Source organism: Gemmatimonadaceae bacterium, assembly GCA_030647905.1.
In the GTDB taxonomy this organism is placed as follows: Bacteria; Gemmatimonadota; Gemmatimonadetes; order Gemmatimonadales; family Gemmatimonadaceae; genus UBA4720.
The window spans coordinates 163,754-187,373 of the sequence record JAUSJA010000027.1 but is presented as its reverse complement, the minus strand read 5'-3'; the positions used below and the strand labels follow the sequence as shown (position 1 = coordinate 187,373).

Here is a 23,620-nt window from a genome sequence, read left to right as displayed (position 1 = left end):
TTGGAATATCAATTTCTTTTCCATCCCTTAGAACTCTCGCAGTTTTAGCCGCTGCCCGCTGCCCGTGACCCGCTGCCCGCTGCCCGTGACCCGCTGCCCGCTGCCCGTGACCCGCTGCCCGCTGCCCGCCGCCCGATGCGCGTTTCCCGTTTCCCGTTTCCCGTTGTCCGTTGTCCGATTGACGCGCCGTAGCGGATAACGGATAACGGATAACGGATAACGGATCACGGATAGCGGATAGCGGGTAACGGGCAGCGGGCAGCGGGTCACGAAGTAGAACGCTGCGCACCGCACTATCCCGCTGACGCTAAATCATCTCCGGAAGCTCAGAATGCGCGGCATGCATCCCGTCGCCAGAGACGAGTGGATTCTCCCCGTCCTCGAGGAGCTCGTGTCGCCCGAGGCCGCCGCTGCGGCCGCTGCTGCGGCTTCCGCGTCGCCCCACGGAACCATCTGGGAAGCAGCGATCCGCCTTCGCCTGGTAGCGGACGACGACCTCCTGGAAGCGATTTCGCGGCGTCTGCGCACGCCGATCGCCCTCTCGCTCGACGTGAGTCCCGAAGCGAAGGCAATTCTGCCCGAGAGAATGGCGCGCCGATATCATGTTCTCCCTCTTTCGGCCACCGACACCACGATTGACGTGGCCACCGGTAATCCGTGGGACCTCGATTGCGAGCGATCGCTCGCGTTCGTGTGCGGCAGGTCGGTGAGAATGTGGCTCGCCGCGCCGGCGACGATCGCCGGGCGAATCGAAGAGACGTATGCCGCGGGGGGCGGAGTCGAGTCGCGCACGAAGCGGCTCGAGGCGATCAGCGGCGAACCAGTCGTGCGCCTGGTGGACCGCGTCGTCGCCGCGGGCATCGAGCAGCGCGCCAGCGACATTCATCTCGAGCCCGAGGAGGACGGCATCGCCGTTCGGTATCGCGTTGACGGCATCCTCAGGCACGCGATGCTCCTGCCGAAGGCCGTCGGAGTGCCACTCGTGTCGCGCATCAAGATCATGGCGAAGATGGACATCGCCGATCGCCTGCGCCCTCAGGGCGGGCACGCATCTGTCGGAATCGGCGGCTCGCGCGTGGATCTGCGCGTCTCGACGCTGCCGGCGACGCACGGCGAGAAAGTCGTCATCCGGATTCTCGATCCGCGCGCGGCGATCCGGTCTCTCGACTCGCTGGGCCTCGACTCCATCGATGCACCGCGAATGAAGAAACTCCTCGAGACGCGCGAAGGACTCGTCCTCGTCACCGGGCCTACGGGATCGGGAAAAACGACGACTCTCTACGCTGCGCTCCGGCAGATTCAGCAGAAGGGTCTCAACATCATCACCGTCGAGGATCCCGTGGAGTACAGGGTTCCGGGGATCGTCCAGGTGCAGATCAACGAAAAGGCGGGGCTCAGCTTCGCCGCCGCGCTGCGCTCGATACTTCGACAGGATCCCGACGTCGTGCTGATCGGCGAGATTCGTGACCGCGAGACCGCCGCGATCGCGATTCAGGCGTCGCTCACCGGACATCTCGTCTTCGCCACGCTGCACACCAACGACGCATGCAGCTCGATCACCCGTCTCACCGACCTTGGCGTGGATAGCGCGAAGCTCGCCGCTGCGCTCAAGGGTGTCGTCGCGCAGCGGCTCATCCGCCGGCTCTGCGCCGGCTGCAGAATCGTCGCAAACGATGGGGTCCCGCTTCAACTTCGCGAGACCGTGATGGGCGACCTGATGGTGTACACGCCTGTGGGCTGCGACCGCTGTGCGATGACCGGTTATCGGGGGCGCCTCGCGGTGACGGAGATCGTCGTCGCCGACGCCGAGCTCGAGCGGGGCATCGCCACCGGCGCCGCCGTGGATTCACTGGCCGCGATAGTGCACCGCGGCGGTTGCCGGTCGCTATGGGAATCCGGGCTCGCGCACCTCGCCGCCGGGCAGACCAGCGGCGACGAGCTGCTGCGCGTGCTGAAGCAGCAGGCCGCCGGCGACCCGGCCGGGCGCGACCACGTGCGCAACGAGATGCGGGACCTGTTCGACACTCCCGCGAGCGGCGCGCTGGAGTTTGATTCTCCGCATGAAACCTCGAAGCCGCCCGCCGGGCATTCGCCGCGGTCCACCGGCATGACCGCGATCACAGCGGGGGTCGTGGATGTGTACGTCATCCGCCCGCTAGCCGACGGGTGGAAGGTCCTCGCCGTCCAGCGCGCCAACGACACGCGCTGTCCCGGAGCATGGGAAACCATCCACGGCCGCCTCGATCCCGATGAGCGCCCCGAGGACGGCGCCGTGCGCGAGGTCAGGGAGGAAACCGGCCTCGAGGTCGCACGCCTCTACAACGTGACCGTGCAGCCCTTCTACCTGCACATGTTCGGCACAGTCCAGCTGGCCGTCGTCTTCGCCGCATTCGTGGACGAGCCCGGCGAGGTGACGCTGGGCGCGGAGCACCAGCAGTACGAGTGGCTCTCGCCGCACGATGCCTCGGCGCGCTTCATCTGGCCGCGCGAGCGTGAAGCCCTGTCGCACATACTGCATCTGCTCGCCGGTGGTGATGCGGGGCCTGTCGAGGATGTTCTCAGGGTTCGCTAACCAGCAAGAGCTTTGAACCACAGATGGCACAGATGTGCACAGATGTCACGGATGAAACGGATTTTCTTTAAGGTTCTTCACGGATTAGCGGGAAACGTCGCCCTTGTCTCAAGGAAGAAGCACTTGTCGGTCGGAAGCCGTGAGCTATCCGCTCGATAACTGAGAACAGCCGACCTGCCAGCGGTCAGGGAGGCAGAGTGTCAGCTTCGAGGGCTTCTTGAAATCAGCCATATTGGAAGATTTCGTGTTGTAGGGCGTTTAGTACCGCCCGTTCATCGCGCGAAAGGGCATAAATCCGCGCGTCTCGTAGTATCCTCGAAGCTGACGTTCTGCCTCCCCGACCGCTGGCAGGTCGGCCCTTCTCAGTTGAATTGGCTCGAGCCCACTGCTGACACACTCTTGGCCGGCTGCATGCTTATGGTGACGCCCCCGGAATTCCGCGAAGAACCTAACAAAGAAAAAAACTATCCGTTCAATCCGTCGCATTCGTATCAACCTTCTGACATGGATGCCGGCCCCTAGGTCTTGACGGTAGTCACGTCGGCCGGACCGGTGGGAGCGTTGGGCTTGACGCGGACGCTCTTGGCGGGAATGCCGACGTTCACATGATAGGGACGCACATCTTTCGTTGCCACGGCCAACGCGCCGACCATGCCTTCCTCGTGCACGTGCACTCCCGCGAGGACCGTCGCGTGGTACGTGATACGAGCGCCGTCATCGAGGCGGGTCACCGCGTTCGTCACGTCCTTCTGATCCATGATGCTGTGCGTGTGGCTGTAGATGTTGGCGTAATCGGCGATGGAGACGCGGTTGCCCAGCACTATGCCGCCGCGGTCGTCGAGCAGCACGTGGCGATGAACCACCACGTCGTCGCCGACCTCCAGGTTGTAGCCGAAGGAGAACTCGACGTGCTGGAACGCCTTGAAGTTCTTCCCGCACCGCTTGAAGATGCGCGGAGCCAGGATGCGCCTCAGCCGGACTCCCAGATCCACGTTCTGCCCGCCGAGCGGCGTGCGATCGAATGAGTACCAGAGCCACAGCAGCGGCTTTACGCGCTGGAACTTCTCGTCGTTGCAGTCCGCGTAGTATTCGGGCTCGAGCGTGATGTTGCGCGGGTCGAGCGCGGAAAGAGCGAGGCGAGTGCCCGCAGGAACCGCCGGGTCCTGGCACGCCGTCTCCCAGTTCGACGAGTACTGCGGATACACGATGTCGCACAGAGTCCGACGGCAGAGATCGGATCGGTCTGTCGCATCGTCGGCGATCGCGGACTCGATATGTCCGAGCCAGTCGGCCACGGTCGCGGCGCAGGGACGGTCGGACAGCTTGCGCAGCGGAAGTAGTGTCATCGTTCACACCATTTAGTTCGTTTATCTGGCACCGCGCGACGCGCGGGCGCGGATAAGAGCGCGCTCGCGCTCGATGCGCTGCAGGAGCTGCTCCCAGATCACGCTCTGTTGTCCCTGAAACGTAACCGTGAGGGGGTGGTCCACGTCTATGTCGCCGGGGTACACGTAAACCGCGCTCTGAGTCTCGCGCTGCCTGAGCCGCTGCTCGCCGAATCCCGTGCTGAGAGGGATGACGTCCACCGGCCGGAAGTCCTGGCCGCCGCTCGTGATCACCAGGTCCATCGGTGAGAACCGCGCGTTCTCCTCGAGCCCGTAGAACGACACGTACCACAGGTCCGGCGATCTTCCGCCCGATCTCCGCGTGATCGCGTCAATCGTGCGGCGGTTGCTCTCCTGCAGATCGCGCAGGGCCCGATATGAGTCGGGGGTGAGCAGGCGAATGACGCTCTCATCGAGGGGGATGGCGCGTACGATCAGACCCTGCGGCTCGAGCCGGATGGCGATGTCGTCCTGCCGGAGCGACCCGTATCCCGCGGGGATGCCGGCGCGGCTCGTCGTGTCATCGATGACCGGCACCTGGGGCGCGCCGCCGCCAGCCACACTGGGCGCGGCGCATCCCTGCGCCAGGGCAACGATGACGGGAATCGCCGCCAATGCCCTCATGCCGGTCCCCTGGTCATTGCGAGCAGAGAGACGAGCGCCTCCGCCAGCTCCTCGCGTCCTTCGCCCGTCGTGGCGCTGAATGGTATCGTCTGCTCGCGGGACAGCGCCAGCGCGCTCGTTATGTCCCTTGCGCGCGCTTCAGCGGCCGCGCGGGAAAGCTTGTCGGTCTTGGTCAGCACGGCGACTGTCGGAATCTCCAGCTCAGCGAGGAAGTCGAGCATCGAGACATCATCATCACTCGGGTCGCGGCGGATGTCCAGAAGCTGGACCACCCCGGCCAGCGTTGGCGTGCCGCGGAGATATCCCTCGATCAGGGGTTTCCAATCCGCCTTCTTCTCTTTCGAGACCTTCGCGTAGCCATACCCCGGAAGATCGGAAAGGATGAAGTCGTCGTTGACGCGGAAGAAGTTGATCTCCCGCGTCCGGCCCGGCGTGCGGCTCACGCGCGCGAACGCCTTCCTTCGCACGAGGCGGTTGAGCAGGGAGGACTTTCCAACGTTCGAGCGTCCGGCGAACGCGATCTCCGGAAGGTCGGGAGGAGGTCGCCAGCCCGAGGCCGACGCCATGCCGCCCATGAACTCCAGCTTCCGGATTACGAGTGGGTCCGATCCGGACGAGTCAGCCATCAGTGCGCCGTAAAGCTGTCCTGGAGTCCCTCGCCGCCGGTGCGGGCGCGGCGCGACGACATCCGCGCCTCACGACGCTCCGCCGCCTTCTTCAGCGAGTCGCCGCGCATCGCGATCGCCAGCACCTCGTCCATCGTCTTCACCGGATGGAACCGCACGCTGGCGCGCACTTCTTCCGGCAGCTCGTCTATTTCGCGCGCGTTCCCCGCGGGGATGATCACGTCGGAAACCTTGTTGCGGTGGGCAGCCACCGCTTTTTCCTTGAGCCCGCCGATCGGCAGCACCCGCCCGCGCAGCGTGATCTCGCCGGTCATCGCCACGTCACCGCGAACGGGGACTCCGGTGAGCGCGCTGATGACGCTCGTCGCGATCGCGATCCCCGCCGACGGACCGTCCTTCGGAGTCGCGCCCGCCGGCATATGGATGTGGATATCGCGATTGCGATAGAAGTCGCCATCGAGCCCGAGCTGCTTCGCGCGAGTCCTCGCGTAGCTCAGCGCCGCGCTCGCCGATTCCTTCATCACGTCGCCGAGCGTTCCAGTGAGCTGCAACTTGCCGCGTCCCTTCACTACGCTGACTTCGATCTCCAGTACTTCTCCGCCGACGCTCGTGTACGCGAGCCCCGACGCGACTCCGATCTTGTCCTCGAGCGACGTGTCATCCGGATCGAATGGCGGAGTCCCCAGCAGATCCTGAAGGTCGGCCGCCGTCACGTGCTGTCGTGCCGGGCTCACGGGCGTTTCCGCCTTCCTGCGGGCGAGCTTGCGCGCGAGCCGCGCGAGACGCCGCTCCATCTCGCGCACTCCCGCCTCGCGAGTGTATCCGCGCATGATCGCCGGCAGCACGTCCGCGTCGAGCGCAACGTTCGCCGGATCCATCCCGTTCGCCTCAAGCTGCCTCGGCAGCAGATACTGCCGCGCGATCGCCATCTTTTCGTGGTCGAGATAACCGGCGAGGCGGATGATCTCCATCCTGTCGCGCAACGGCTCCGGAATTCCGCTCAGGCTGTTCGCGGTCGTGATGAACAGCACCTGGGAGAGATCGTAATCCACTTCGAGGTAGTTGTCGTTGAACGTCACGTTCTGCTCGGGATCGAGGACCTCGAGCAGCGCCGACGCGGGATCTCCACGGTAGTCCTGGCCGAGCTTGTCCACTTCGTCCAGCAGAATCACCGGGTTCACGACTTCCGCCCGGCGCATCGCCTGGATGATTCGTCCCGGCATCGAGCCGATGTACGTGCGGCGGTGACCGCGGATCTCGGCTTCGTCGCGCACTCCGCCAAGCGCCATGCGGATGAACCTGCGTCCGAGAGCGCGCGCGATGGATCGGCCGAGCGACGTCTTGCCGACGCCGGGAGGTCCGACGAGGCAGAGGATCTGTCCCTGGATGCGTCCGACGAGCGACAGCACGGCGATGAAGTCGAGAATGCGCTCCTTCACCTCTTCCAGCCCGTAGTGATCCTCGTCGAGGATGCGCCGCGCATGCGCGACGTCGAGCACGTCGTCGCTCCGTTCTTCCCACGGCAGCGCGACGATCCAGTCCACGAAGTTCCGCGATACGGTGAACTCGGGGGACATGGGCGACATCCGCCTCAGCTTCCGCAGTTCGCGGAGCACGCGCGCCTTCACGGCTTCCGGCAGCGCCTTCTTCGTGACGAGCGTCTCGAGATCGCCGAAGTCGTCGCCGTCGTCCTCGCCCAGCTCCTTGTGAATCGCACGCAGCTGTTCCTGCAGATAGAACTCGCGCTGGTTCTGGAACAGCGCGCCGCGCACGTCGTCGTCTATCTTCCGCTCGAGGCGCAGCAGCTCGCTCTCGCTGCCGATGATGCGGGACAGGGATTCCAGCAGCCCCTGCAGCTCGCGCGATTCGAGCAGCTTCTGTCGGACGTCGAACTTGATCGCCATGTGCGCGGCGACTCCCCACGCCTGCCGCTCCTCCGACTCCGTGCTCTGGATCAGCCCCACGACTTCGGGGGGAATGCGGCGGTGGAGCGCGACGTACTCCTCGAACAGTGAGAGGACGCGATTAGCCAGCGCGCGGGTCTCCGTTTCGGGCGGCAGTCCCGCCCACTCCATCGGCGCGATGACGGCGCGCATGAACGGTCCGCCCGACACGTACCGCGTCACGCGGGCGCGAGCGAATCCCTCGACGAGCACACGCGTGCTGCCGTTGGGAAGGCGGGCCACCTGGAGAACGCGACCGAGCACGCCGACGCGATGCAGATCGGCGGCGCCCGGCTCCTGCGTCTCGCCCTCCTTCTGGGCGACGAGGAGGATGAGCTTGTCGGTCTCGACAGCCGCGTCTATCGCCGCCAGCGATGGCTGGCGTCCGACGAGCAGCGGGATCACGACATAAGGAAAGATTACGACGTCGCGAAGCGGGAGAACGGGAATGCGGGCGGCGGCCTGCACCTTCTCTCCGTCGCGTATGAATTCGTGAGTCACTTTAACGGGGCTACGCTTCCTTCTTGCGCCGCAGCGGCGAGATCTCGAGAAGCGGCTGGGTGCCATTGATGATGCAGGACTCGGTCACCTTGACCTCGACCACGTCCTCGCGGCTGGGAAGGTCGAACATGACCTCCATCAGCACTTCCTCGAGGATGGCGCGAAGCCCGCGCGCGCCGGTGCCGCGCTTGAGCGCCTTCCCCGCGATCGCTGCGAGCGCTCCCTCGTCGAAGGTGATCTTCACCTCCTCGAGCCCGAACAGCTTGGCATACTGCTTGGTGAGCGCGTTCTTCGGCTCCTTGAGAATGCGCACGAGCGACTTCTCGTCGAGCGACTCGAGCGCCACCGTCACCGGCAGACGTCCCACGAGCTCGGGAATCATCCCGTAGCGCAGCAGGTCGTCCGGCTCCACCTCGGCGAATATCTGCATCGGGTCGGCTGCGTCTTCCTTCTTTCCGGTCAGGTTGTTGAACCCGATCTGTCGCCGGCCGGTGCGCGCCTCGATGATCTTTTCGAGGCCGTCGAACGCGCCGCCGCAAATGAAGAGAATGTCCTTGGTGTTGAGCTGGATGTACTCCTGCTGCGGGTGCTTGCGGCCACCCTGCGGCGGGACCGAGGCCACCGTGCCCTCGATGATCTTGAGCAGCGCCTGCTGCACGCCTTCGCCCGACACGTCGCGCGTGATGCTCGGGTTCTCCGACTTGCGCGCGATCTTGTCTATCTCGTCAATGTAGACGATGCCGCGCTCGCACTCGGCGATGTTGAAATCGCCTGCCTGGAGCAGTCGGACGAGGATGTTCTCCACGTCCTCGCCAACGTATCCCGCCTCGGTCAGAGTCGTGGCGTCGGCGATGGTGAAGGGAACGTCGAGGATCCGCGCGAGCGTGCGCGCCAGGAGCGTCTTGCCGACGCCCGTGGGGCCGATCAGCAGGATGTTCGACTTGTCCAGCTCCACGTCATCGTCCTTGAGCGACGTAGAGTTGATTCTCTTGTAGTGATTGTAGACCGAGACCGAGAGTGCCTTCTTGGCCTGCTCCTGCCCGATCACATACTGGTCCAGGACGTCCTTGATCTCCTGCGGCGACGGTACCTGGGTAATGGCCTCGGATACCTCGCGCTCCTCGTCCTCCGCAAGAATCTCGTTGCAGAGAGCGATGCATTCGTTGCAGATGTAAACGGATGGTCCGGAAATGAACTTCCGGACTGAGTCCTTTGATTTTCCGCAGAAAGAGCAGCGGAGGTGTTTATCCTGCGACATAGGCCCGAGGGTGCTGGAGACGCAAACGTGTGCTGCCTGAACAACTAACAGGGGTTCCGGAAACGGTCAAGCATGAATCGGGATCCCTACTTCTTGGCAAGTGCCGCCTCTATCTGCCCGCGATAGGTGATCACATTGTCTATAAGTCCATATGCCTTCGCCTCTTCCGCCGACATGAACCGGTCGCGATCCATGTCCCGCTCGATCTGCTCGAGGGGCCTTCCGGTATGCTTGGCCATGAGCTCGTTCATCCTGGCGCGGAGGTAGAGGATCTCCCTGGCCTGGATCTCGATATCTGATGCCGTGCCCTGCGTTCCGCCGCTCGGCTGGTGGATCATGACCCTGGACTGGGGCAGTGCCGACCGCTTTCCGGGCCGTCCAGCCGCGAGGAGGAACGCCCCCATGCTCGCTGCCAGACCCATGCAGTTGGTGTTCACCGGTGACTTCAGGAACTGCATCGTATCGTAGATCGCCATTCCCGCCGAAACACTGCCGCCCGGCGAGTTGATGTAAATGTGAATGTCGCGCTCCGGATTATCTGCCTCGAGGAACAGGAGCTGCGCAATCACGACATTCGCGACGTCATCATTTATCGGCGTGCCGAGGAAGATTATGCGGTCCATGAGGAGGCGTGAGAAGACGTCGTAGGACCTCTCGCCGCGGCTCGAGCGCTCGATTACGTAGGGTGTGTACAGAGTCGGCATTTTCTGTCTCAGCTCTCGGTTTGAACTTCGTTCTTTTCCAGCAGCCACTGGAAAACCTTGTCTTCGGTAAGACTGCGCTCGATCTCCTTCAGGCGCCCGTTCTTTTCGAGCTGGGCGTAGAGCTGGCCCGGACTGATTCCGCGCTTCTCCGCCTGCTCGGTGATACGGTCGTCAATGTCCTTCTCCGTCGCCTCGAGCTTCTCACGCTCGGCGATAGTCTCGGTGACGAGATCGCGGCGGATCTGGCGCTCGGCCATCGAGCGGAACTCGGTGGAGAACTTCTCGTGTTCCTCTTCCGGGATCTGGTACGCCTCAGCGTAGTTCTGGGCGAACTGGCGGACCCAGCTCGGCGGGACGTCGAACGGATTGGCGCCGATGATCTCGTCCACGAGCTTCTGCCGGACTTCGGCGTCGGCATCCCGTTTGGCGTGCTCCTCGAGATCGGTGCGGACCGCGGTAGTGAGCGCTTCGAGCGAATCGAAGTCGCCTACCTCGCGCGCGAACGCATCATCCAGATTGGGGGCCGACTTCCGCTTCACGTCCTGGAGGCGGACCTTGACCGTCTTCGTCTGGCTGCGCTCCGCCTCTTCGGGGAACTCGTCGGGCCACTTCACCGGGCGCTCGACGGTCTCACCGGGCGCGGCTTCCATGATCAGCTCCTCGATGCCGGGGATCGCCTGGCCGGTGCCGAGCACGAGAGGGTACGAGCGTGGCGCCTCGCCTGCGGGGGTGTCCTCGCCGGTCGAGATCTCGACGTTCACCATGTCTCCCGGCAGCGGCTTGCCTTCGACGGGCGTCCACGAAGCGCGCTGATCACGAATGGCCTCGATCTGGTCGCGGACGTTCTCGTCGGTTATGGCGGTGTTGCGGCGGGTGACTCTGAAGCCGGAAGTGCGCGCCAGCTCGACCGTCGGACGGAGCTCGAAATGGAGCTCGAAGGTGAGCGGCTTGCCCTCCTCGAACTTCACGTCGTGCACGTGCGGCTGGGAAGCGACCTTGAGGTCCTGCTTCTCGATCACTTCCTTGTAGGCATCGCGAACTATGGCCTCGAGGGCCTCCTGCCTGATCGCTTCGGCGAACTTCTTCCGCACCATCTGCGCGGGCGCCTTGCCGGGTCTGAAGCCGGGCAGCCTGACCGACGACGCGTAACGCTTCGCCGCCTTGTCCTCGGCGCTCTTCACTTCGTCGAGCGGAACGGAGACCTGGACGTGCCTGTCCACGCCCGAGTTTTCCTTGTGTGAGATCTCGATGTTCATGACTTCTAATATAACAGGCGGGGGCAGACGCTCAGGACGCGCCGGGGCACACATTATAGATAGTGGGTCAGTCCCGGGCCGGCAGGTTGGTCGCGCGCCCGCCAGCTACTCTACGTGGCAGCGGTAGTAACGACTCTTTTCAGATGCGGTCCTCGAGTCCGGTGACGCCGGACATGGAGGCGCACGAGGCGCAGCAGTAGAAGGTGCCCTTGGATTCGACGCCGTGACCGATGATGCGGCATCCGCAGTGTGAGCAGGTTGGCGCGAGCCGATGGATCGCGCACTCGAACGAATCGAACGTGTGTGTCTCGGCGGCCATCGTGACCGTGAACGACTTGTCGTAGCTGTTGCCGCACACCTCGCACTTCGCCATAGGATCCTCGTCTTAGCGGGTTGCCCACCGAACTGCGGGTTTCGGGCCAGCGCGTCGGGCAGCAGCAAAATCCACTTTCGCTGGCGCCGGTTCGCGCCGCATTTAGGTTTGAATGGATGTGCGGACGGTCCTCCCTCCACGACGTTCCGGTGAATGTCCTCGAGCGGTTCAAGCTGCCTGGCGTGATTCCCGGATTCACGCCGCGCTACAACATCGCCCCATCGCAGGAGCAGTGGACGATCGCGCTGGACAGCGAAGGCGCTCCCGCCGTCTCCGCGCGAAAATGGGGACTCGTGCCGTGGTGGGCGACCGACCCCTCCATAGGCAACCGGATGATCAACGCGCGGGCGGATTCGCTTGCCGTCAAGCCGGCCTTCCGGGACGCGTTCAAGGCACGCCGCTGCCTCATTCTCGCGGACGGCTATTACGAGTGGACGCAGGTGGGCAAAGCGAAGGTGCCGATGTTCTTTCATCTGAGTGGACATCGCGCCTTCCCCATGGCGGGCCTGTGGGAGCGGTGGGGCAAGGATGGAGCGCCGCTCGAGACCTGCACAGTCATCACGACGGAAGCGGGGCCGAGGATGTCGGTCTACCATCACCGGATTCCGGTTGTGATGACGCTCGACGCGGCGGAGGAGTGGCTCGACCGGGCGACGAGCGAGGCGCGGCTGCTGGAGCTGCTCACCCCGTATGAAGCGCCGGACCTCGAGTGCTACGAGGTGAGCAGGTACGTCAACAGTCCGGAGAATGATTCGCCAGAGGTGCAGTTACCCGCTACCCGTGACCCGTTACCCGATAGCTGAGAGCAGCTGGTCACGGGCAGCGGGCAGCGGGTAGCGGGTAGAAAATATGACTGGGCTGGCCTCCGGGTTCAGCATGGGTTAGCCGGACGGTGTCCGTCAACCGGGAACGGTTGCCGCCGTTGACTCTAAGTGGTGGGGGCCGTCACCGGTCGTTCCTTTTCGGCATCCGCTCGTGGACGGCGGTCAATACCCATCCCGGGTTCTTCTCTGTCAGCTCAAGCAGGCGAGCGGCCGGCCCTCCTGGCTGCTTCTTCCCTTGTTCCCAGGCGCGGACCGTATCGGGGCTCACGTTGAGGGTCGCGGCAAAGACTGCCTGCGACAACTTCACCGACGTACGGATCTTCTTCACGTCGTTGGCTCCGTAGAGAGGAGCGGGGCTCGCCGTCGAAGTCCGCGCAGTGACCACCTGCGTGCTCACGGAAGCGGGTGCAGCCTCGCCTCGTTCAATTGCAACAGCCTCCTTCAAAGAGCCGATTAGTCGCTGTCCGTAGCTCATCTTGGAGGCAGTCTTCTTTTTCGTGATCTTCATGGTTCATCCTCCAGCAGCTGGGTGAGTTTCCGCACTTCATTCTTCTCGGCTCTTGTGAGCGAAGCGCGTTGATTCTTTGGGAAAACATCAAGCAGATACACGCGACCTTTCCGCTTGATGTAGTAGTAGACAACCCGCCCACCGCCGCGTTTTCCCCGGCCCGACATGGGGATGCGAATCTTCCGAACACCGGCTTCCAGCTCACCACCCTTTGGATCAGCGCAGATGAGCAGCTCGATTTCACGCTGTTGCTCATCGTCGAGCAGCCGCTTAGCCGCTGACGCGTATATCGTAGTCTGGATGAACGTGAGGAGGAAAAGCGTCATGTAGTACCCAGTAGTATACTACTGGGAACTACATGACGCAAGCGTCAGTTGAGAGCGTGGGACGGTCTCCTCTCAATGCGCGATGCCAGAGGCGGAAGTGGGAACCTCTGGAGTTCGGCGACAGGCTGTCGTCCAGGTCATTCTTAGTCCACGACATGCGAAAGGGGGGACTCGAACCCCCACGGATTGCTCCACTGGATCCTAAGGGAAGCAGAGCCCCAGCGGTCAAATGCCACTCTCTGTATAGAAACGCACTGAAGCTTACTGAACAGCAGACACTCGTAGGCGGAGTACGACGAAAACTACGACGAACGTTTGCCCCGGCCAGCGCAATAACTCGAAGTGCGGCCACCCCCCCGGTTCCGTGATTTGCAAGTTCTCCACAAGATACCCCATTGGGTATTAACCGCAAGTCAACGAAAAGGGGCCGCCAGTCTAAACATGACGCCTTGGTTTTGAACTTCTATACCCGTACGGGTATATTGATCCAATGACGAAAACAGAGGGTGCTGCCGTGGCAAAGCCGATTATCCAGCTCGAAGTCAGCGGAATGACGTGTCCGGACTGTTCGCGTCACATCGCTGTGGCGCTCAACCGCGTAGAGGGCGTGACTTCGGCAGACGTTGACTATCGCGCAGCTAGAGCACACGTATCAACGGACACCACAGTGTCGGTGGACGCGCTCATTGCGGCAGTCGAACGAGCGGGTTATGCAGCCAAATCCATCGCAAACGACGAAGCCGTCGAAAAAACGTCGTCGGCCATTTCTGCTCCGCACTCCCATCGCGCGACAGCTGTCGCATATGAGCACGACGCGGGTTTCGATCTGCTGGTCATCGGAACCGGCGGCGCAGGCGTCGCTGCGGCAATACAGGCTGCAGGGATGGGCGGGAAGGTTGCGATCGTCGAAGCGGGTGTGCTCGGCGGCACCTGCGTGAACGTCGGCTGTATACCGTCGAAGTATCTGATCGAGGCCGCATCGCACTATCACACGGCTCGCAAAGGGTTCCCAGGTATTGCGCCATGCAGCGCGGAGTTCGATTGGACGGCGATCATTCGCAGCAAGGGCGATCTCGTAACTCAGATGAGAGGGGAGAAATACGCTGACGTCCTCGCTTCCTATCCGGGAGTTGCGCTGCTCAAGGGGCGAGCGAGGCTGGCTGGCGGAGGTCACGGTGCTCCGGTCATCGTCACCGTCGGCGAAGGAAACGAGGTTCGCACCCACAAAGCCCGGAAGGTGATCGTGGCGACCGGCGCTCGCCCAGCTATCCCCCCCATTAATGGAGCCGATGGTGTTGGCGCTCTCGACAGCACGACGGTCATGGAACTCAGCGCGCTTCCTCACTCGATGCTGGTTCTCGGCGGAAGCGCCGTGGGTCTCGAGCTCGGGCAGATGTTCGCCCGGTTTGGAGTCAAGGTTACCGTGGTCGAGATTGCAGACCGCTTGTTGCCATCCGAGGACGAAGCTGTCTCATCGGCATTGGAAGAATGCCTCCAAGCCGAAGGGCTCGAGATACACACAGGGACGGTGGCTACCGCTATCGAGCGCGACGGTAACGATGTAGTCATGCATGTGCAGCAGGGGAGCTTGGAGGGCACCCTTAGAGGCACCCGCATCCTATTCGCGGCGGGAAGACGTCCGAACACGGATGACCTGGGTTTGGAAAGTGTGGGGGTGAGCTTGACTGACAGAGGGTTCGTGACCGTGGACGCCACCATGCGGACAAGCAACCCCGACATCTTTGCTGCCGGGGATGTGACAGGAGGGCCGGGCTACGTATACGTTGCTGCGGCCGGCGCTCGCATAGCTGCCGAGAATGCGATGAAGAGTCTTTCTCCTATAGATCGCGCGGGTGGTGAGCCTCGAGAGTTTGATCTATCAGTCGTGCCGAACGTGACTTTCACTTTTCCCCAGGTGGGATCAGTCGGTCTTACAGAGCAAAAGGCGCGAGAACTGGGGCACAGCGTACAAGTATCGACGCTGGATATGGCTCAACTCCCTCGTGCTCTCGTCAGCGGCGAGACGCGGGGCTTTGTGAAAATGGTTGCCGAGGCGGGGAGCGGAAAATTGCTCGGTTTTCACGCCGTTGCACCACTCGCCGGCGAGCTGATGGGCGAGGCTTCCCTCGCAATTCGGTTTGGGCTTACAGCACGAGATCTCAGTGGGACGCTGCATCCGTATCTAACGTGGGCAGAGAGCGTGAAGCTCGCTGCTCAGGGATTCACGATGGACATAAGCAAGTTGAGCTGTTGCGCATGACGAAAACCTCTGCAGGTTTTGAGACAGTGAGAAAGCGTGCGCGGAAGGGAACTTCGCAGACTTCGAAGGGAGGTGCTCCAGCCAGGCGTTCCCGCAAACGGGTCCTTCCTACGGTCCTGCCCACGGATGAACCATATCTGACAGGCGACGCTGAACGTGCGATATACAATCGGTTGTCGCGTCTCGAGGGACAGGTACGTGGGGTCAAGAAGATGCTAGCCGACCACAAGTCCTGCGACGATATGCTCGTGCAGGTTTCGGCTCTCAAGCAAGCAGTGAACGGTATTGCTGCCGAGTTACTCCAGGCTCACATGGAGACTTGTGTCCTGGGCAGAGTTGAAGCCGGCGAGGGGCGACGGGCGCTCGCAAGCCTGAGAGATGCTTTGGCCAAGGTGATGAAGCATGGCTGAGTCATTTGATCCCCTCACCGCTGCGGACGGCGACACGAGTCGTCCTGTCGGTCATCGGGGCATTGGGCCTTCACTGGCTGCCATTGGAGCCGCGTTGCTGGCTTCGCTCTGCTGCATCGGTCCCGTCTTATTCGTCACTGTGGGCGTGGGCGCTGGCCTCGCGAGGCAGTTCGAGCCATTGCGTCCCGTCCTCACGATATTGACAGTCGGGCTGATGGCTGCGGGGTTCTACTCGGTCTACGGACGCCGCGATGCAAAAGCCGGGGATGCACCGTGCGACGCGGATGGTGTCTGCCGGGTGCCTCGTAATCGCACTCGCGACAAGGTGGTGCTGTGGACTGCGGCCCTGATTGCTCTCGTGCTACTCACGTTTCCGCAGTGGTCGCTCTGGGTGTTTTGATCACCCGCAATTTCTACTTTCACTTTTTGTGGATGTAACATGAATAAACTGGCAGCAACTTTAGGGGTCTTCGCGGTAGGCGGAGGGCTATCACTTTGCGACCTGTGTGATACAGATCGGGTTTTGGAGCGCGGCGCGACTCACGCGTTCATCAGTGTGGCTGATGCAAGAACGCCAGGAGTATCTGGATCGGTAGCCGAGAAAGAGAGCGGTGTCGCCTCGCGTCCCGCACCTGCTTCAAAGACAGTGACATTCAAGATTCAGGGCATGACGTGCGGCGGCTGCGTCTTCGGAGTTCGCAAAGTCCTCAGGCGGCTTCCTGGCGTGTCCAAAGCCGTTGTCACGTACGAAGAGAGTCGAGCTGTTGTGACCTACGATCCGGCCATGGTGACAATCGCGCAGATGGCAGCCGCCATAAAGACGCTCGGATACAACGCGACGGTCGTTGCATCAACAGCGCCCAAGTAGCTCGACGCGCTGAGGTTCTCGGTGAAAAGTGATTACGAGAGTGACTACGAAGCCCCGAACAGCACACCAACCAACGGCGCACAATTCGAGGCTAAGTCGTTACGATGCAACCGAATGCGAAAGGCGAGACTCGAACTCGCACCCCCGAAGGGACTGGATCCTAAGTCCAGCGCGTCTGCCAATTCCGCCACTTCCGCTAAAGAAGAGACGCAGAGGGCCTTCGGCCACGCAGAGACGCAGAGTTCACAGAGAAATCATTGCGTCTGGGCACCGTGTCTCTGCGACTTCTGCGCCTCTGTGTCGCGTCAGCGCTCTGCGGCTCGTTTTATCCCCCGATGCGGATATTCACGACCCGGTCCCCTCCGCCCTGGATGAGCGAGTGCACGTTGAGGCTGATGTAATCTCCGTTCTTCAGTCCTTTCAGCACACCCAGCAGATCCGCCGGCGTCCTGATAGCGCGCCGGGGCGCGGGATACAGAAGCTCGAAGATCACGTCGTGCTCGATGAGCTTGTTGTACGACGGCCCGAGAGGAACAACGTCGGTGACGAGAACACCGCGGCGATTCTGCGGCAGATTCGCACTCGTTGCGACCTCCGGCGGAACAGGCCCGAGCGATACTCCGAGCTGGTCGCTCCGATAATTGGCTGGTTTCGGAGCCGCGTTTGGCATGCTGCCGGGCCGAGTCGAGCCGGATACGGGGCTGACTCGCGCCGTCTCGGCCAACTCCGTCAGCTTCACGCCGATGCTCTTCTTCTGTCCGTACCGCATCACCTCGAGCTGCACTGTCTCGCCGGGCGCGTGATTGCGGATGATACGTTGAAGCGTGCTCACACGCTCCACCCGCTGCTCGTCGGCGGTGATGATGATGTCGCCAGCCTGCATCCCCGCGCGCTCGGCGCCGCTCCCGCTGGGCGGATTGAATCCGTCCACCTTGGCTCCGCGGATGTCCTTCATCCCCGCGACCGCCGCGTCTTCCGGTGTGACTTCGCGAATGAGAATGCCGAGCACTCCAACGCGCACCTTGCCGTGAGCGATGATGTCGTCCATCACCTTCTTCGCTAGCGTGATGGGAATCGCGAATCCGTATCCCGCGTTCATGCCGGTGGAGCTGGCGATGGCGCTGGTGATTCCGATTACCTCTCCGCGCTGATTGACAAGCGGACCGCCGGAGTTGCCGGGGTTGATCGCCGCATCTGTCTGGATGAGATCGGAGATCGAGTAGTTGTTAGTGTCACCGCGGCGGCTCAGCAGTCCGGGAAGGCTCCGTCCCTTGGCGCTGATGATTCCGGCCGTGACCGTGAAGTCGAAGCCGAGCGGATTGCCTATCGCGAGAACCCACTCTCCGACGCGGCTCTGCGTGTCATTGCCGAGCGAAATGGTGGGGAAGTTGTTGCCGTCAATCTTGATCACCGCGACGTCGGTGGTCGGATCGTTGCCTACGACCCGCGCCTTGTATACGCGGTTGTCGAGCATCTGCACGGTGACGCGGTCGGCGATTGTGGTGCGGTCGCCCATCGTCACGACGTGATTGTTGGTGAGGATGTAGCCGTCCTTCGAGACGATGAAGCCGGAGCCCGATCCCGTTTCCACCTGAGGCGCCTGCTGATTGAAGAAGTCCTCGAATCCCGGCGGGAGCTGTCCCTGCGGGAATCTCTGGCGGTGCGAGTTCGCCGTCGGCCGGCTCTCGACCGAGACGGCGACGACGGCCGGAGTCACGTGGTCCGCGATCTCGACGAATGCGTTGCTCGCCTGCACCAGCGGCGCGACCGCGCTTGCGTCGGGGCGGCCCTGGGCGAATCCGAGCTTCGAGAGATTCAGTCCCCCCGACGCGATGATGAGCCCGCCCAGAAACGCAGCCACAACGACCACGCCCCACCGGGCCCGCGATGAAAGTGAAGACATAAAACCCGATACCTCTCTAATAGGTTTGATTCCTGAAAACTAAGACACCAGCCGCCCCATGCAGGTTGCGGCCGGTGTCCGCACTTCAGCTACTTCTTGTCGTCCACGATCTCGTAATCTGCCTCGACCACGTCATCGGCCTTGGCTTTCCCCCCGTCGCCCGAGGGCTGGCCAGCCGCCTCGCCCTGGGGCTGCGACGAAGCTTCCTGCGCCTGCTGCTGGTAGAACGACTGTCCTGCCTCGCTGAACACCTTCGTCAGCTCCTCCTGCGCCAGGCGGATCTCGCTCATGTCGTCGCCGCGGAGCGCCTTGCGCGACCGCTCGATTGCCGAGTCGATCCGTCCCTTGATTTCGGGGCTCACCTTGTCGCCCCATTCCTTCACGTTCTTCTCCACTTCATACGTCTGGGAATCGAGACGGTTCCGTGCGTCAATCGCCTCGCGCTGCTCCTTGTCGGCCGCGGCGTTCTTCTCCGCGTCCTTGACCATGCGGTCAATCTCCGCGTCGGTAAGTCCGCTCGACGCCTCGATGCGGATCTTCTGCTCCTTGCCCGTCGCCTTGTCCTTCGCCGTCACGTGCAGGATGCCGTTGGCGTCAATGTCGAAGGTTACCTCCACCTGCGGCATCCCGCGCGGTGCGGGCGGAATGCCCGTGAGCTGGAACTTGCCGATTGTCTTGTTATAGGTAGCGAGCTCGCGCTCTCCCTGCAGAACGTGGATCTCCACCGTTGTCTGATTGTCGTCAGCCGTCGAGAAGGTCTCGCTCTTCTTGGTCGGGATCGTCGTGTTGCGCGGGATGAGCACGGTGGTGACGCCGCCCAGCGTCTCGATGCCGAGTGAGAGCGGCGTCACGTCGAGCAACAGAACGTCCTTCTGCTCGCCGGTGAGTACTGCGCCCTGGATCGCCGCGCCGATCGCCACGACTTCGTCAGGGTTGACGCCCTTGTTGGGCTCCTTGCCGAAGAACTTCTTGACGATCTCCTGAATTTTCGGGATGCGCGTCGAGCCGCCGACGAGAATCACCTCGTCAATCTCGTTGGGCTTGAGACCCGCGTCCTTGAGCGCCTGCTCCATCGGCGGAATCGTGCGCTGGATCAGGTCGTCCACCTGCTGCTCGAACTTCGCTCTCGTGAGCTGATAGTTGAGATGCTTCGGGCCGCTCTGGTCAGCCGTGATGAACGGCAGGTTGATGTCGGTCGTCTGCGTCGTCGAGAGCTCCATCTTGGCCTTCTCCGCTGCTTCCTTCAGGCGCTGGACAGCCATCGGATCCTTCGACAGGTCAATCGCCTGATCGCGCTTGAACTCGGTCACGAGCCAGTCAATGACGCGCTGGTCGAAGTCGTCACCACCCAGGTGCGTGTCGCCGTTGGTGGACTTCACCTCGAACTGGCGCGAGCCCTCTACGTCGTACAGCTCGAGCACCGAGATGTCGTACGTTCCGCCACCGAGATCGAACACGGCGATCTTCTCGTCCTTCTTCTTGTCGAGGCCGTAGGCGAGAGCTGCGGCGGTCGGCTCGTTGATGATGCGGAGCACGTCGAGGCCAGCGATCTTGCCGGCGTCCTTGGTCGCCTGGCGCTGCGAGTCGTTGAAGTAGGCGGGCACGGTGATGACCGCCTTCTCGACCTTGTATCCGAGGTAATCCTCGGCGGTCTGCTTCATCTTCTGGAGAATCATCGCCGAGATTTCGGGCGGAGTATACCGCTTTCCCTGGACCTCGACCGTGGAGACGTCGTTGCCGCCGCCCAGAACCTTGTACGGAACGCGCGCCGTCTCGTTCTTCACTTCGCTCATCTTGCGGCCCATGAAGCGCTTGATCGAGAAGACCGTGTTCTGCGGGTTGGTGACCGCCTGCCGCTTGGCGATCTGGCCGACGAGGCGCTCGCCGTCCTTTGTAAAGCCGACGACAGACGGGGTCGTCCGCCCGCCTTCGGCGTTGGGGATAACGACCGGATCGCCACCTTCCATCACCGCCACGACGGAGTTGGTGGTACCGAGGTCGATTCCGATAACTTTGTCTGCCATATAAGCCCCTGAATTGTTTATGCTTGTGTATCGTGTGGGGATAAGGGCAATCTACGAGCCCGTTTTCTCTGCCAAAACGGCGTATTTCCGGGCAAAATCCGGAAATTTGCCGGCAAGCGAGGCAGCTTTTTACTGCTATAACGGAGCCAGAGGCCAGTGATTCCGCTTGGTGACGAGCACACCGCTCTGAGAACGCCGGTGATGACCTACGCGATCATCGCCGCGAACGTGCTTGCCTGGTTCTTCATACAGGGGGCGGGATTCAACGAGCCCCAGCTCGCGGCGAGCATCTGCAACTTCGGGATGGTCCCCGGAGAAATCACGCACGTCGCACGGCTGGGGCTGGCGATTCCCCTCGGCGACGGAATGGCGTGCGTGGTGGACAATGAGCGGATCAACATCCTGACGCCGCTGCTTTCCATGTTTCTGCATGGAGGCTGGATGCATCTCCTCGGCAACATGCTGTTCTTCTGGGTGTTCGGGAACAACATCGAGGACAGCATGGGCAGCGGCCGGTTCGTTGTTTTCTATCTGCTGTGCGGACTGGCTGCGGCAGCGGCGCACGTGTTCGTCTCGCCCGGGTCACCGGTGCCGACCGTGGGTGCGTCGGGAGCGATCTCGGGGGTGATGGGAGCGTACCTCGTTCTCTATCCGCACGTGCGGGTGAGGATGCTCTTCATCTTCGTCATCTTCTTCAAGGTGTTCCGGATTCGCGCGTGGATTGTGCTGCTCTGGTGGTTCTTCTGGCAGGTGCTGGGCGCACTGCCGGAGCTCACGACGTTGCGGCCGGAGGTTTCCAGTGGAGTCGCCTTCTGGGCGCACGTCGGAGGGTTTCTCGCCGGAGTGACACTCGTGAAGGTGTTCGAGAATCCGAGGCTCGTCGCGCGGAGGGCGGTACCTGTATGAAAAAAAGGTTCTTCGAGGAATTCCGGGGGGCGTCACCTTAAACATGCAGCCGGCCAAGAGTGTGTCAGCAGTGGGCTCGAGCCAATTCAACTGAGAAGGGCCGACCTGCCAGCGGTCAGCGAGGCAGAACGTCAGCTTCGAGGATACTACGAGACGCGCGGATTTATGCCCTTTCGCGCGATGAACGGGCGGTATAAACGCCCTACAACACGAAATCTTCCAACATGGCTGATTTCAAGAAGCTGCTCGTATGGCAGAAGGCTCACGCGCTTGCATGGGGCGAGATATCGGTGTCATCAGCAAATCTGATTTTCTGTCTCTCCTCAACCAACTGATAGAGGTGAGGAAGATGCTGCATGGCCTCCTCAACCATCTACGCGTCGCCGTCCCGTCCGACACTCGAGGCTGACACTCTGCCTCCCTGACCGCTGGCAGGTCGGCTGTTCTCAGTTATCGAGCGGATAGCTCACGGCTTCCGACCGACAAGTGCCTCTTCCTTTTCTGGCTCGTCGTCAACCACGAGGATGCTTTCCGCGGGAACGGAAGCCTGATTCATACCGCAACAGAATACTCCAACGGAGCCGCCGTCAACGGCCATGTCCTGCGCGGGTTGTGGCTCGGCGTTCCATCCCCGCGTAAATTCCGGCGGTCGGGATCGACCGCTTTACTCAGACTCAGCGATATGGAGCCCACCCTTGCAGCTCATTCCGCGCGACGCCCAGTTCTACAACCTTTTTGCCGAAGTTGCCAGCCGGTTGTCCGGCTCGGCAGCACTCCTTCACGAGCTGTTCAAGGACCCGTCGAAGCTCGACCAGCATGTGGCGTCCATCAAGACGCTTGAGCACGAAGCCGACAACCTCACCCACGACACGATTGACCGGATCAACCGGACGTTCGTCACGCCGTTCGACCGTGAGGACATCCACGCGCTCGCCGGCCATCTCGACAACGTGGTTGACCTGATCGACGGCTGCGCCCGCCGCGCATCTATCTTTCACATCACGGAGTCGCGCGAGCATGTGGTGCTCCTGTCGGAAGTTCTTCTCCGCGCAGCGCGGTGCATCGAGGACGGGGTGCGGAAGATGAAGGACCCGAAGGCGGTCTCGTCCGCCAACAGGCAGCTCAAGCTGCTCGAGGAAGAGGGCGACGCCATCTACCACGAAGCGATGGAGAAGCTCTTCCGCACCTCGACCGACGCGATCGAGATCATGAAGTGGAAAGAGCTCTACGACAGGATCGAGGACGCCATTGACCAGTGCGAGGACGTAGGGAATACGCTCCAGAGCATATCCCTCAAGAACGCCTAGGACAGTGGTCCACTACGTCGTTGCGATCGTTCTCGTAGCGTTCATCTTCGATTTCATCAACGGGTTTCACGACTCCGCGAACTCTATCGCGACAATTGTGGGAACCCGTGTTCTCAGCCCTCTGGCGGCCGTCATATGGGCGGCGTTCTTCAATTTCATAGCGGCTTTCGTATTCACCACCGCAGTAGCGAAAGCGATCGGAAAGGGTCTGATTGACCTTAACATCGTGACGCCCAACGTGATCCTGGCCGGTCTGCTCGGCGCGATCGTCTGGGATCTGGTCACCTGGCTGTACGGAATTCCATCCAGCTCCTCACACGCCCTCATCGGAGGCTACGCCGGAGCCGCGATAGCAAAGGCGGGTTGGGCGTCGCTGTTGTGGGGCAAGAAGTGGATCGAAACCCTGAGCTTCATCGTGATCTCGCCCCTCTTCGGCATGGCGCTGGGGTTCGTGATCATGGTCGCGCTTTTCTGGCTCTTCCAGAAAGCGGCGCCAGCGAGAGTCAACCGATTGTTCAAGCGAGGGCAACTCGTGAGCTCGGCCATGTTTTCATTGGCTCATGGCAGCAACGATGCTCAGAAGACGATGGGCATCATCGTCGGGTTGCTCGTGACGGTCGAGCCGCTGCTGGCGAAGGAGACGGGCTGGCTGCATGCTCTTTACGTGCCGAATGCCGACAAGATTCCGCTCTGGGTGATACTGAGCGCTCACACGGCCATCGCCCTCGGCACGCTGTTCGGCGGCTGGCGCATCGTGCATACGATGGGATCCAGGATCACCAAGCTCAAGCCCATCGGGGGGTTCGCGGCCGAAGGCGCCGGCGCCATCGCGATCATCATGGCAACGACGATGGGAATTCCTGTCAGTACCACCCACACCATCACAGGAGCGATCGTCGGCGTCGGCACGACGACCCGGCTGTCGGGTGTTCGCTGGGGCCTCGCCGGCCGGATCGTATGGGCCTGGGTGCTCACGATCCCCGCCGCCGGAGCCATCGCCGCGGTATCCTACGTCCTGCTAAGGACCTTCGTAGGGGCCTGA

General features: G+C 62.3%; 20 protein-coding genes and 1 tRNA gene. 8 read left to right on the top strand and 13 right to left on the bottom strand.

Annotated features, from left to right (window positions below; translation table 11 throughout):
- Positions 1-340 precede the first annotated feature (340 nt).
- Complete coding sequence (locus Q7S20_09870; GenBank protein MDO8502137.1) at positions 341-2,572, top strand: ATPase, T2SS/T4P/T4SS family; 2,232 nt, start codon at positions 341-343, stop codon at positions 2,570-2,572.
- Between the two features lie 518 nt (positions 2,573-3,090).
- Here Q7S20_09870 and Q7S20_09865 read toward each other — a convergent pair.
- From Q7S20_09865 to Q7S20_09830, 8 genes are all read right to left on the bottom strand, one after another.
- Positions 3,091-3,918, bottom strand: coding sequence for an acyltransferase (locus Q7S20_09865; GenBank protein MDO8502136.1), 828 nt, complete (start codon positions 3,916-3,918; stop codon positions 3,091-3,093).
- Between the two features lie 21 nt (positions 3,919-3,939).
- Positions 3,940-4,581 carry a hypothetical protein gene (locus Q7S20_09860; protein MDO8502135.1) on the bottom strand — a complete coding sequence of 214 codons (642 nt, stop codon included), beginning with the start codon at positions 4,579-4,581 and terminating at the stop codon, positions 3,940-3,942.
- Positions 4,578-5,207 carry a ribosome biogenesis GTP-binding protein YihA/YsxC gene (gene yihA, locus Q7S20_09855; GenBank protein ID MDO8502134.1) on the bottom strand — a complete coding sequence of 210 codons (630 nt, stop codon included), beginning with the start codon at positions 5,205-5,207 and terminating at the stop codon, positions 4,578-4,580. The genes Q7S20_09860 and yihA overlap by 4 nt, the downstream gene beginning before the upstream one ends.
- A complete protein-coding gene (gene lon / locus Q7S20_09850; protein MDO8502133.1) occupies positions 5,207-7,651 on the bottom strand; it encodes an endopeptidase La in 2,445 nt (814 codons plus the stop codon). The genes yihA and lon overlap by 1 nt, the downstream gene beginning before the upstream one ends.
- 10 nt (positions 7,652-7,661) lie before the next feature.
- On the bottom strand, positions 7,662-8,909 hold the full coding sequence (clpX, locus tag Q7S20_09845; GenBank protein ID MDO8502132.1) for an ATP-dependent Clp protease ATP-binding subunit ClpX: 1,248 nt from the start codon (positions 8,907-8,909) through the stop codon (positions 7,662-7,664).
- 86 nt (positions 8,910-8,995) lie between these two features.
- Positions 8,996-9,613, bottom strand: coding sequence for an ATP-dependent Clp endopeptidase proteolytic subunit ClpP (clpP, locus tag Q7S20_09840; GenBank protein MDO8502131.1), 618 nt, complete (start codon positions 9,611-9,613; stop codon positions 8,996-8,998).
- 8 nt (positions 9,614-9,621) lie between these two features.
- Positions 9,622-10,869, bottom strand: a complete 1,248-nt coding sequence (tig, locus tag Q7S20_09835) for a trigger factor (GenBank protein ID MDO8502130.1) — start codon at positions 10,867-10,869, stop codon at positions 9,622-9,624.
- Between the two features lie 139 nt (positions 10,870-11,008).
- The gene (locus Q7S20_09830) at positions 11,009-11,242 is read right to left on the bottom strand and encodes a hypothetical protein (protein MDO8502129.1); all 234 of its coding nucleotides are present in this window, start codon (positions 11,240-11,242) and stop codon (positions 11,009-11,011) included.
- A gap of 116 nt (positions 11,243-11,358) precedes the next feature.
- Between Q7S20_09830 and Q7S20_09825 the strand changes: the two genes are divergently transcribed.
- Positions 11,359-12,045: an SOS response-associated peptidase gene (locus tag Q7S20_09825; protein MDO8502128.1), complete on the top strand. Its 687-nt coding sequence runs from the start codon at positions 11,359-11,361 to the stop codon at positions 12,043-12,045.
- Between the two features lie 142 nt (positions 12,046-12,187).
- Here Q7S20_09825 and Q7S20_09820 read toward each other — a convergent pair whose 3' ends face one another.
- On the bottom strand, positions 12,188-12,574 hold the full coding sequence (locus Q7S20_09820; GenBank protein ID MDO8502127.1) for a helix-turn-helix domain-containing protein: 387 nt from the start codon (positions 12,572-12,574) through the stop codon (positions 12,188-12,190).
- Positions 12,571-12,900 carry a type II toxin-antitoxin system RelE/ParE family toxin gene (locus Q7S20_09815; protein ID MDO8502126.1) on the bottom strand — a complete coding sequence of 110 codons (330 nt, stop codon included), beginning with the start codon at positions 12,898-12,900 and terminating at the stop codon, positions 12,571-12,573. The genes Q7S20_09820 and Q7S20_09815 overlap by 4 nt, the downstream gene beginning before the upstream one ends.
- Positions 12,901-13,450: 550 nt before the next feature.
- Here Q7S20_09815 and merA point away from each other — a divergent pair.
- From merA to Q7S20_09800, 3 genes are all read left to right on the top strand, one after another.
- A complete protein-coding gene (merA, locus tag Q7S20_09810) occupies positions 13,451-15,160 on the top strand; it encodes a mercury(II) reductase (protein MDO8502125.1) in 1,710 nt (569 codons plus the stop codon).
- 402 nt (positions 15,161-15,562) lie between these two features.
- Entirely contained in the window at positions 15,563-15,970 is a 408-nt protein-coding gene (locus Q7S20_09805) for a mercuric transporter MerT family protein (protein MDO8502124.1), read from the top strand.
- A gap of 246 nt (positions 15,971-16,216) precedes the next feature.
- Positions 16,217-16,438: a heavy metal-associated domain-containing protein gene (locus Q7S20_09800; protein MDO8502123.1), complete on the top strand. Its 222-nt coding sequence runs from the start codon at positions 16,217-16,219 to the stop codon at positions 16,436-16,438.
- A 115-nt stretch (positions 16,439-16,553) separates the two neighbouring features.
- On the opposite strand, the gene Q7S20_09795 is transcribed toward Q7S20_09800, so the two are convergent.
- The 3 genes from Q7S20_09795 to dnaK form a co-directional block, all read right to left on the bottom strand.
- Positions 16,554-16,635, bottom strand: a tRNA-Leu gene (locus Q7S20_09795).
- A 128-nt stretch (positions 16,636-16,763) separates the two neighbouring features.
- A complete protein-coding gene (locus Q7S20_09790; GenBank protein ID MDO8502122.1) occupies positions 16,764-18,341 on the bottom strand; it encodes a trypsin-like peptidase domain-containing protein in 1,578 nt (525 codons plus the stop codon).
- Positions 18,342-18,430: 89 nt separating this feature from the next.
- Positions 18,431-20,365, bottom strand: a complete 1,935-nt coding sequence (gene dnaK / locus Q7S20_09785) for a molecular chaperone DnaK (protein MDO8502121.1) — start codon at positions 20,363-20,365, stop codon at positions 18,431-18,433.
- A gap of 156 nt (positions 20,366-20,521) precedes the next feature.
- Between dnaK and Q7S20_09780 the strand changes: the two genes are divergently transcribed.
- The 3 genes from Q7S20_09780 (at position 20,522) to Q7S20_09770 (ending at position 23,620) form a co-directional block, all read left to right on the top strand.
- Positions 20,522-21,271 (top strand): rhomboid family intramembrane serine protease, encoded by a 750-nt coding sequence (locus Q7S20_09780; GenBank protein MDO8502120.1) that lies wholly within the window; start codon positions 20,522-20,524, stop codon positions 21,269-21,271.
- A gap of 695 nt (positions 21,272-21,966) precedes the next feature.
- Positions 21,967-22,578: a DUF47 family protein gene (locus Q7S20_09775; GenBank protein ID MDO8502119.1), complete on the top strand. Its 612-nt coding sequence runs from the start codon at positions 21,967-21,969 to the stop codon at positions 22,576-22,578.
- Between the two features lie 4 nt (positions 22,579-22,582).
- Positions 22,583-23,620, top strand: coding sequence for an inorganic phosphate transporter (locus Q7S20_09770; protein MDO8502118.1), 1,038 nt, complete (start codon positions 22,583-22,585; stop codon positions 23,618-23,620).

Coding starts and splice junctions, on each gene's coding strand:
- Q7S20_09870 (MDO8502137.1), top strand. CDS start 341: ATGCATCCCGTCGCCAGAGACGAGTGGATTCTCCCCGTCCTCGAGGAG.
- clpX (MDO8502132.1), bottom strand. CDS start 8,909: ATGTCGCAGGATAAACACCTCCGCTGCTCTTTCTGCGGAAAATCAAAG.
- Q7S20_09825 (MDO8502128.1), top strand. CDS start 11,359: ATGTGCGGACGGTCCTCCCTCCACGACGTTCCGGTGAATGTCCTCGAG.
- tig (MDO8502130.1), bottom strand. CDS start 10,869: ATGAACATCGAGATCTCACACAAGGAAAACTCGGGCGTGGACAGGCAC.
- Q7S20_09860 (MDO8502135.1), bottom strand. CDS start 4,581: ATGAGGGCATTGGCGGCGATTCCCGTCATCGTTGCCCTGGCGCAGGGA.
- merA (MDO8502125.1), top strand. CDS start 13,451: ATGACGTGTCCGGACTGTTCGCGTCACATCGCTGTGGCGCTCAACCGC.
- Q7S20_09805 (MDO8502124.1), top strand. CDS start 15,563: ATGGCTGAGTCATTTGATCCCCTCACCGCTGCGGACGGCGACACGAGT.
- Q7S20_09820 (MDO8502127.1), bottom strand. CDS start 12,574: ATGAAGATCACGAAAAAGAAGACTGCCTCCAAGATGAGCTACGGACAG.
- Q7S20_09830 (MDO8502129.1), bottom strand. CDS start 11,242: ATGGCGAAGTGCGAGGTGTGCGGCAACAGCTACGACAAGTCGTTCACG.
- Q7S20_09790 (MDO8502122.1), bottom strand. CDS start 18,341: ATGTCTTCACTTTCATCGCGGGCCCGGTGGGGCGTGGTCGTTGTGGCT.
- yihA (MDO8502134.1), bottom strand. CDS start 5,207: ATGGCTGACTCGTCCGGATCGGACCCACTCGTAATCCGGAAGCTGGAG.
- clpP (MDO8502131.1), bottom strand. CDS start 9,613: ATGCCGACTCTGTACACACCCTACGTAATCGAGCGCTCGAGCCGCGGC.
- dnaK (MDO8502121.1), bottom strand. CDS start 20,365: ATGGCAGACAAAGTTATCGGAATCGACCTCGGTACCACCAACTCCGTC.
- Q7S20_09815 (MDO8502126.1), bottom strand. CDS start 12,900: ATGACGCTTTTCCTCCTCACGTTCATCCAGACTACGATATACGCGTCA.
- Q7S20_09865 (MDO8502136.1), bottom strand. CDS start 3,918: ATGACACTACTTCCGCTGCGCAAGCTGTCCGACCGTCCCTGCGCCGCG.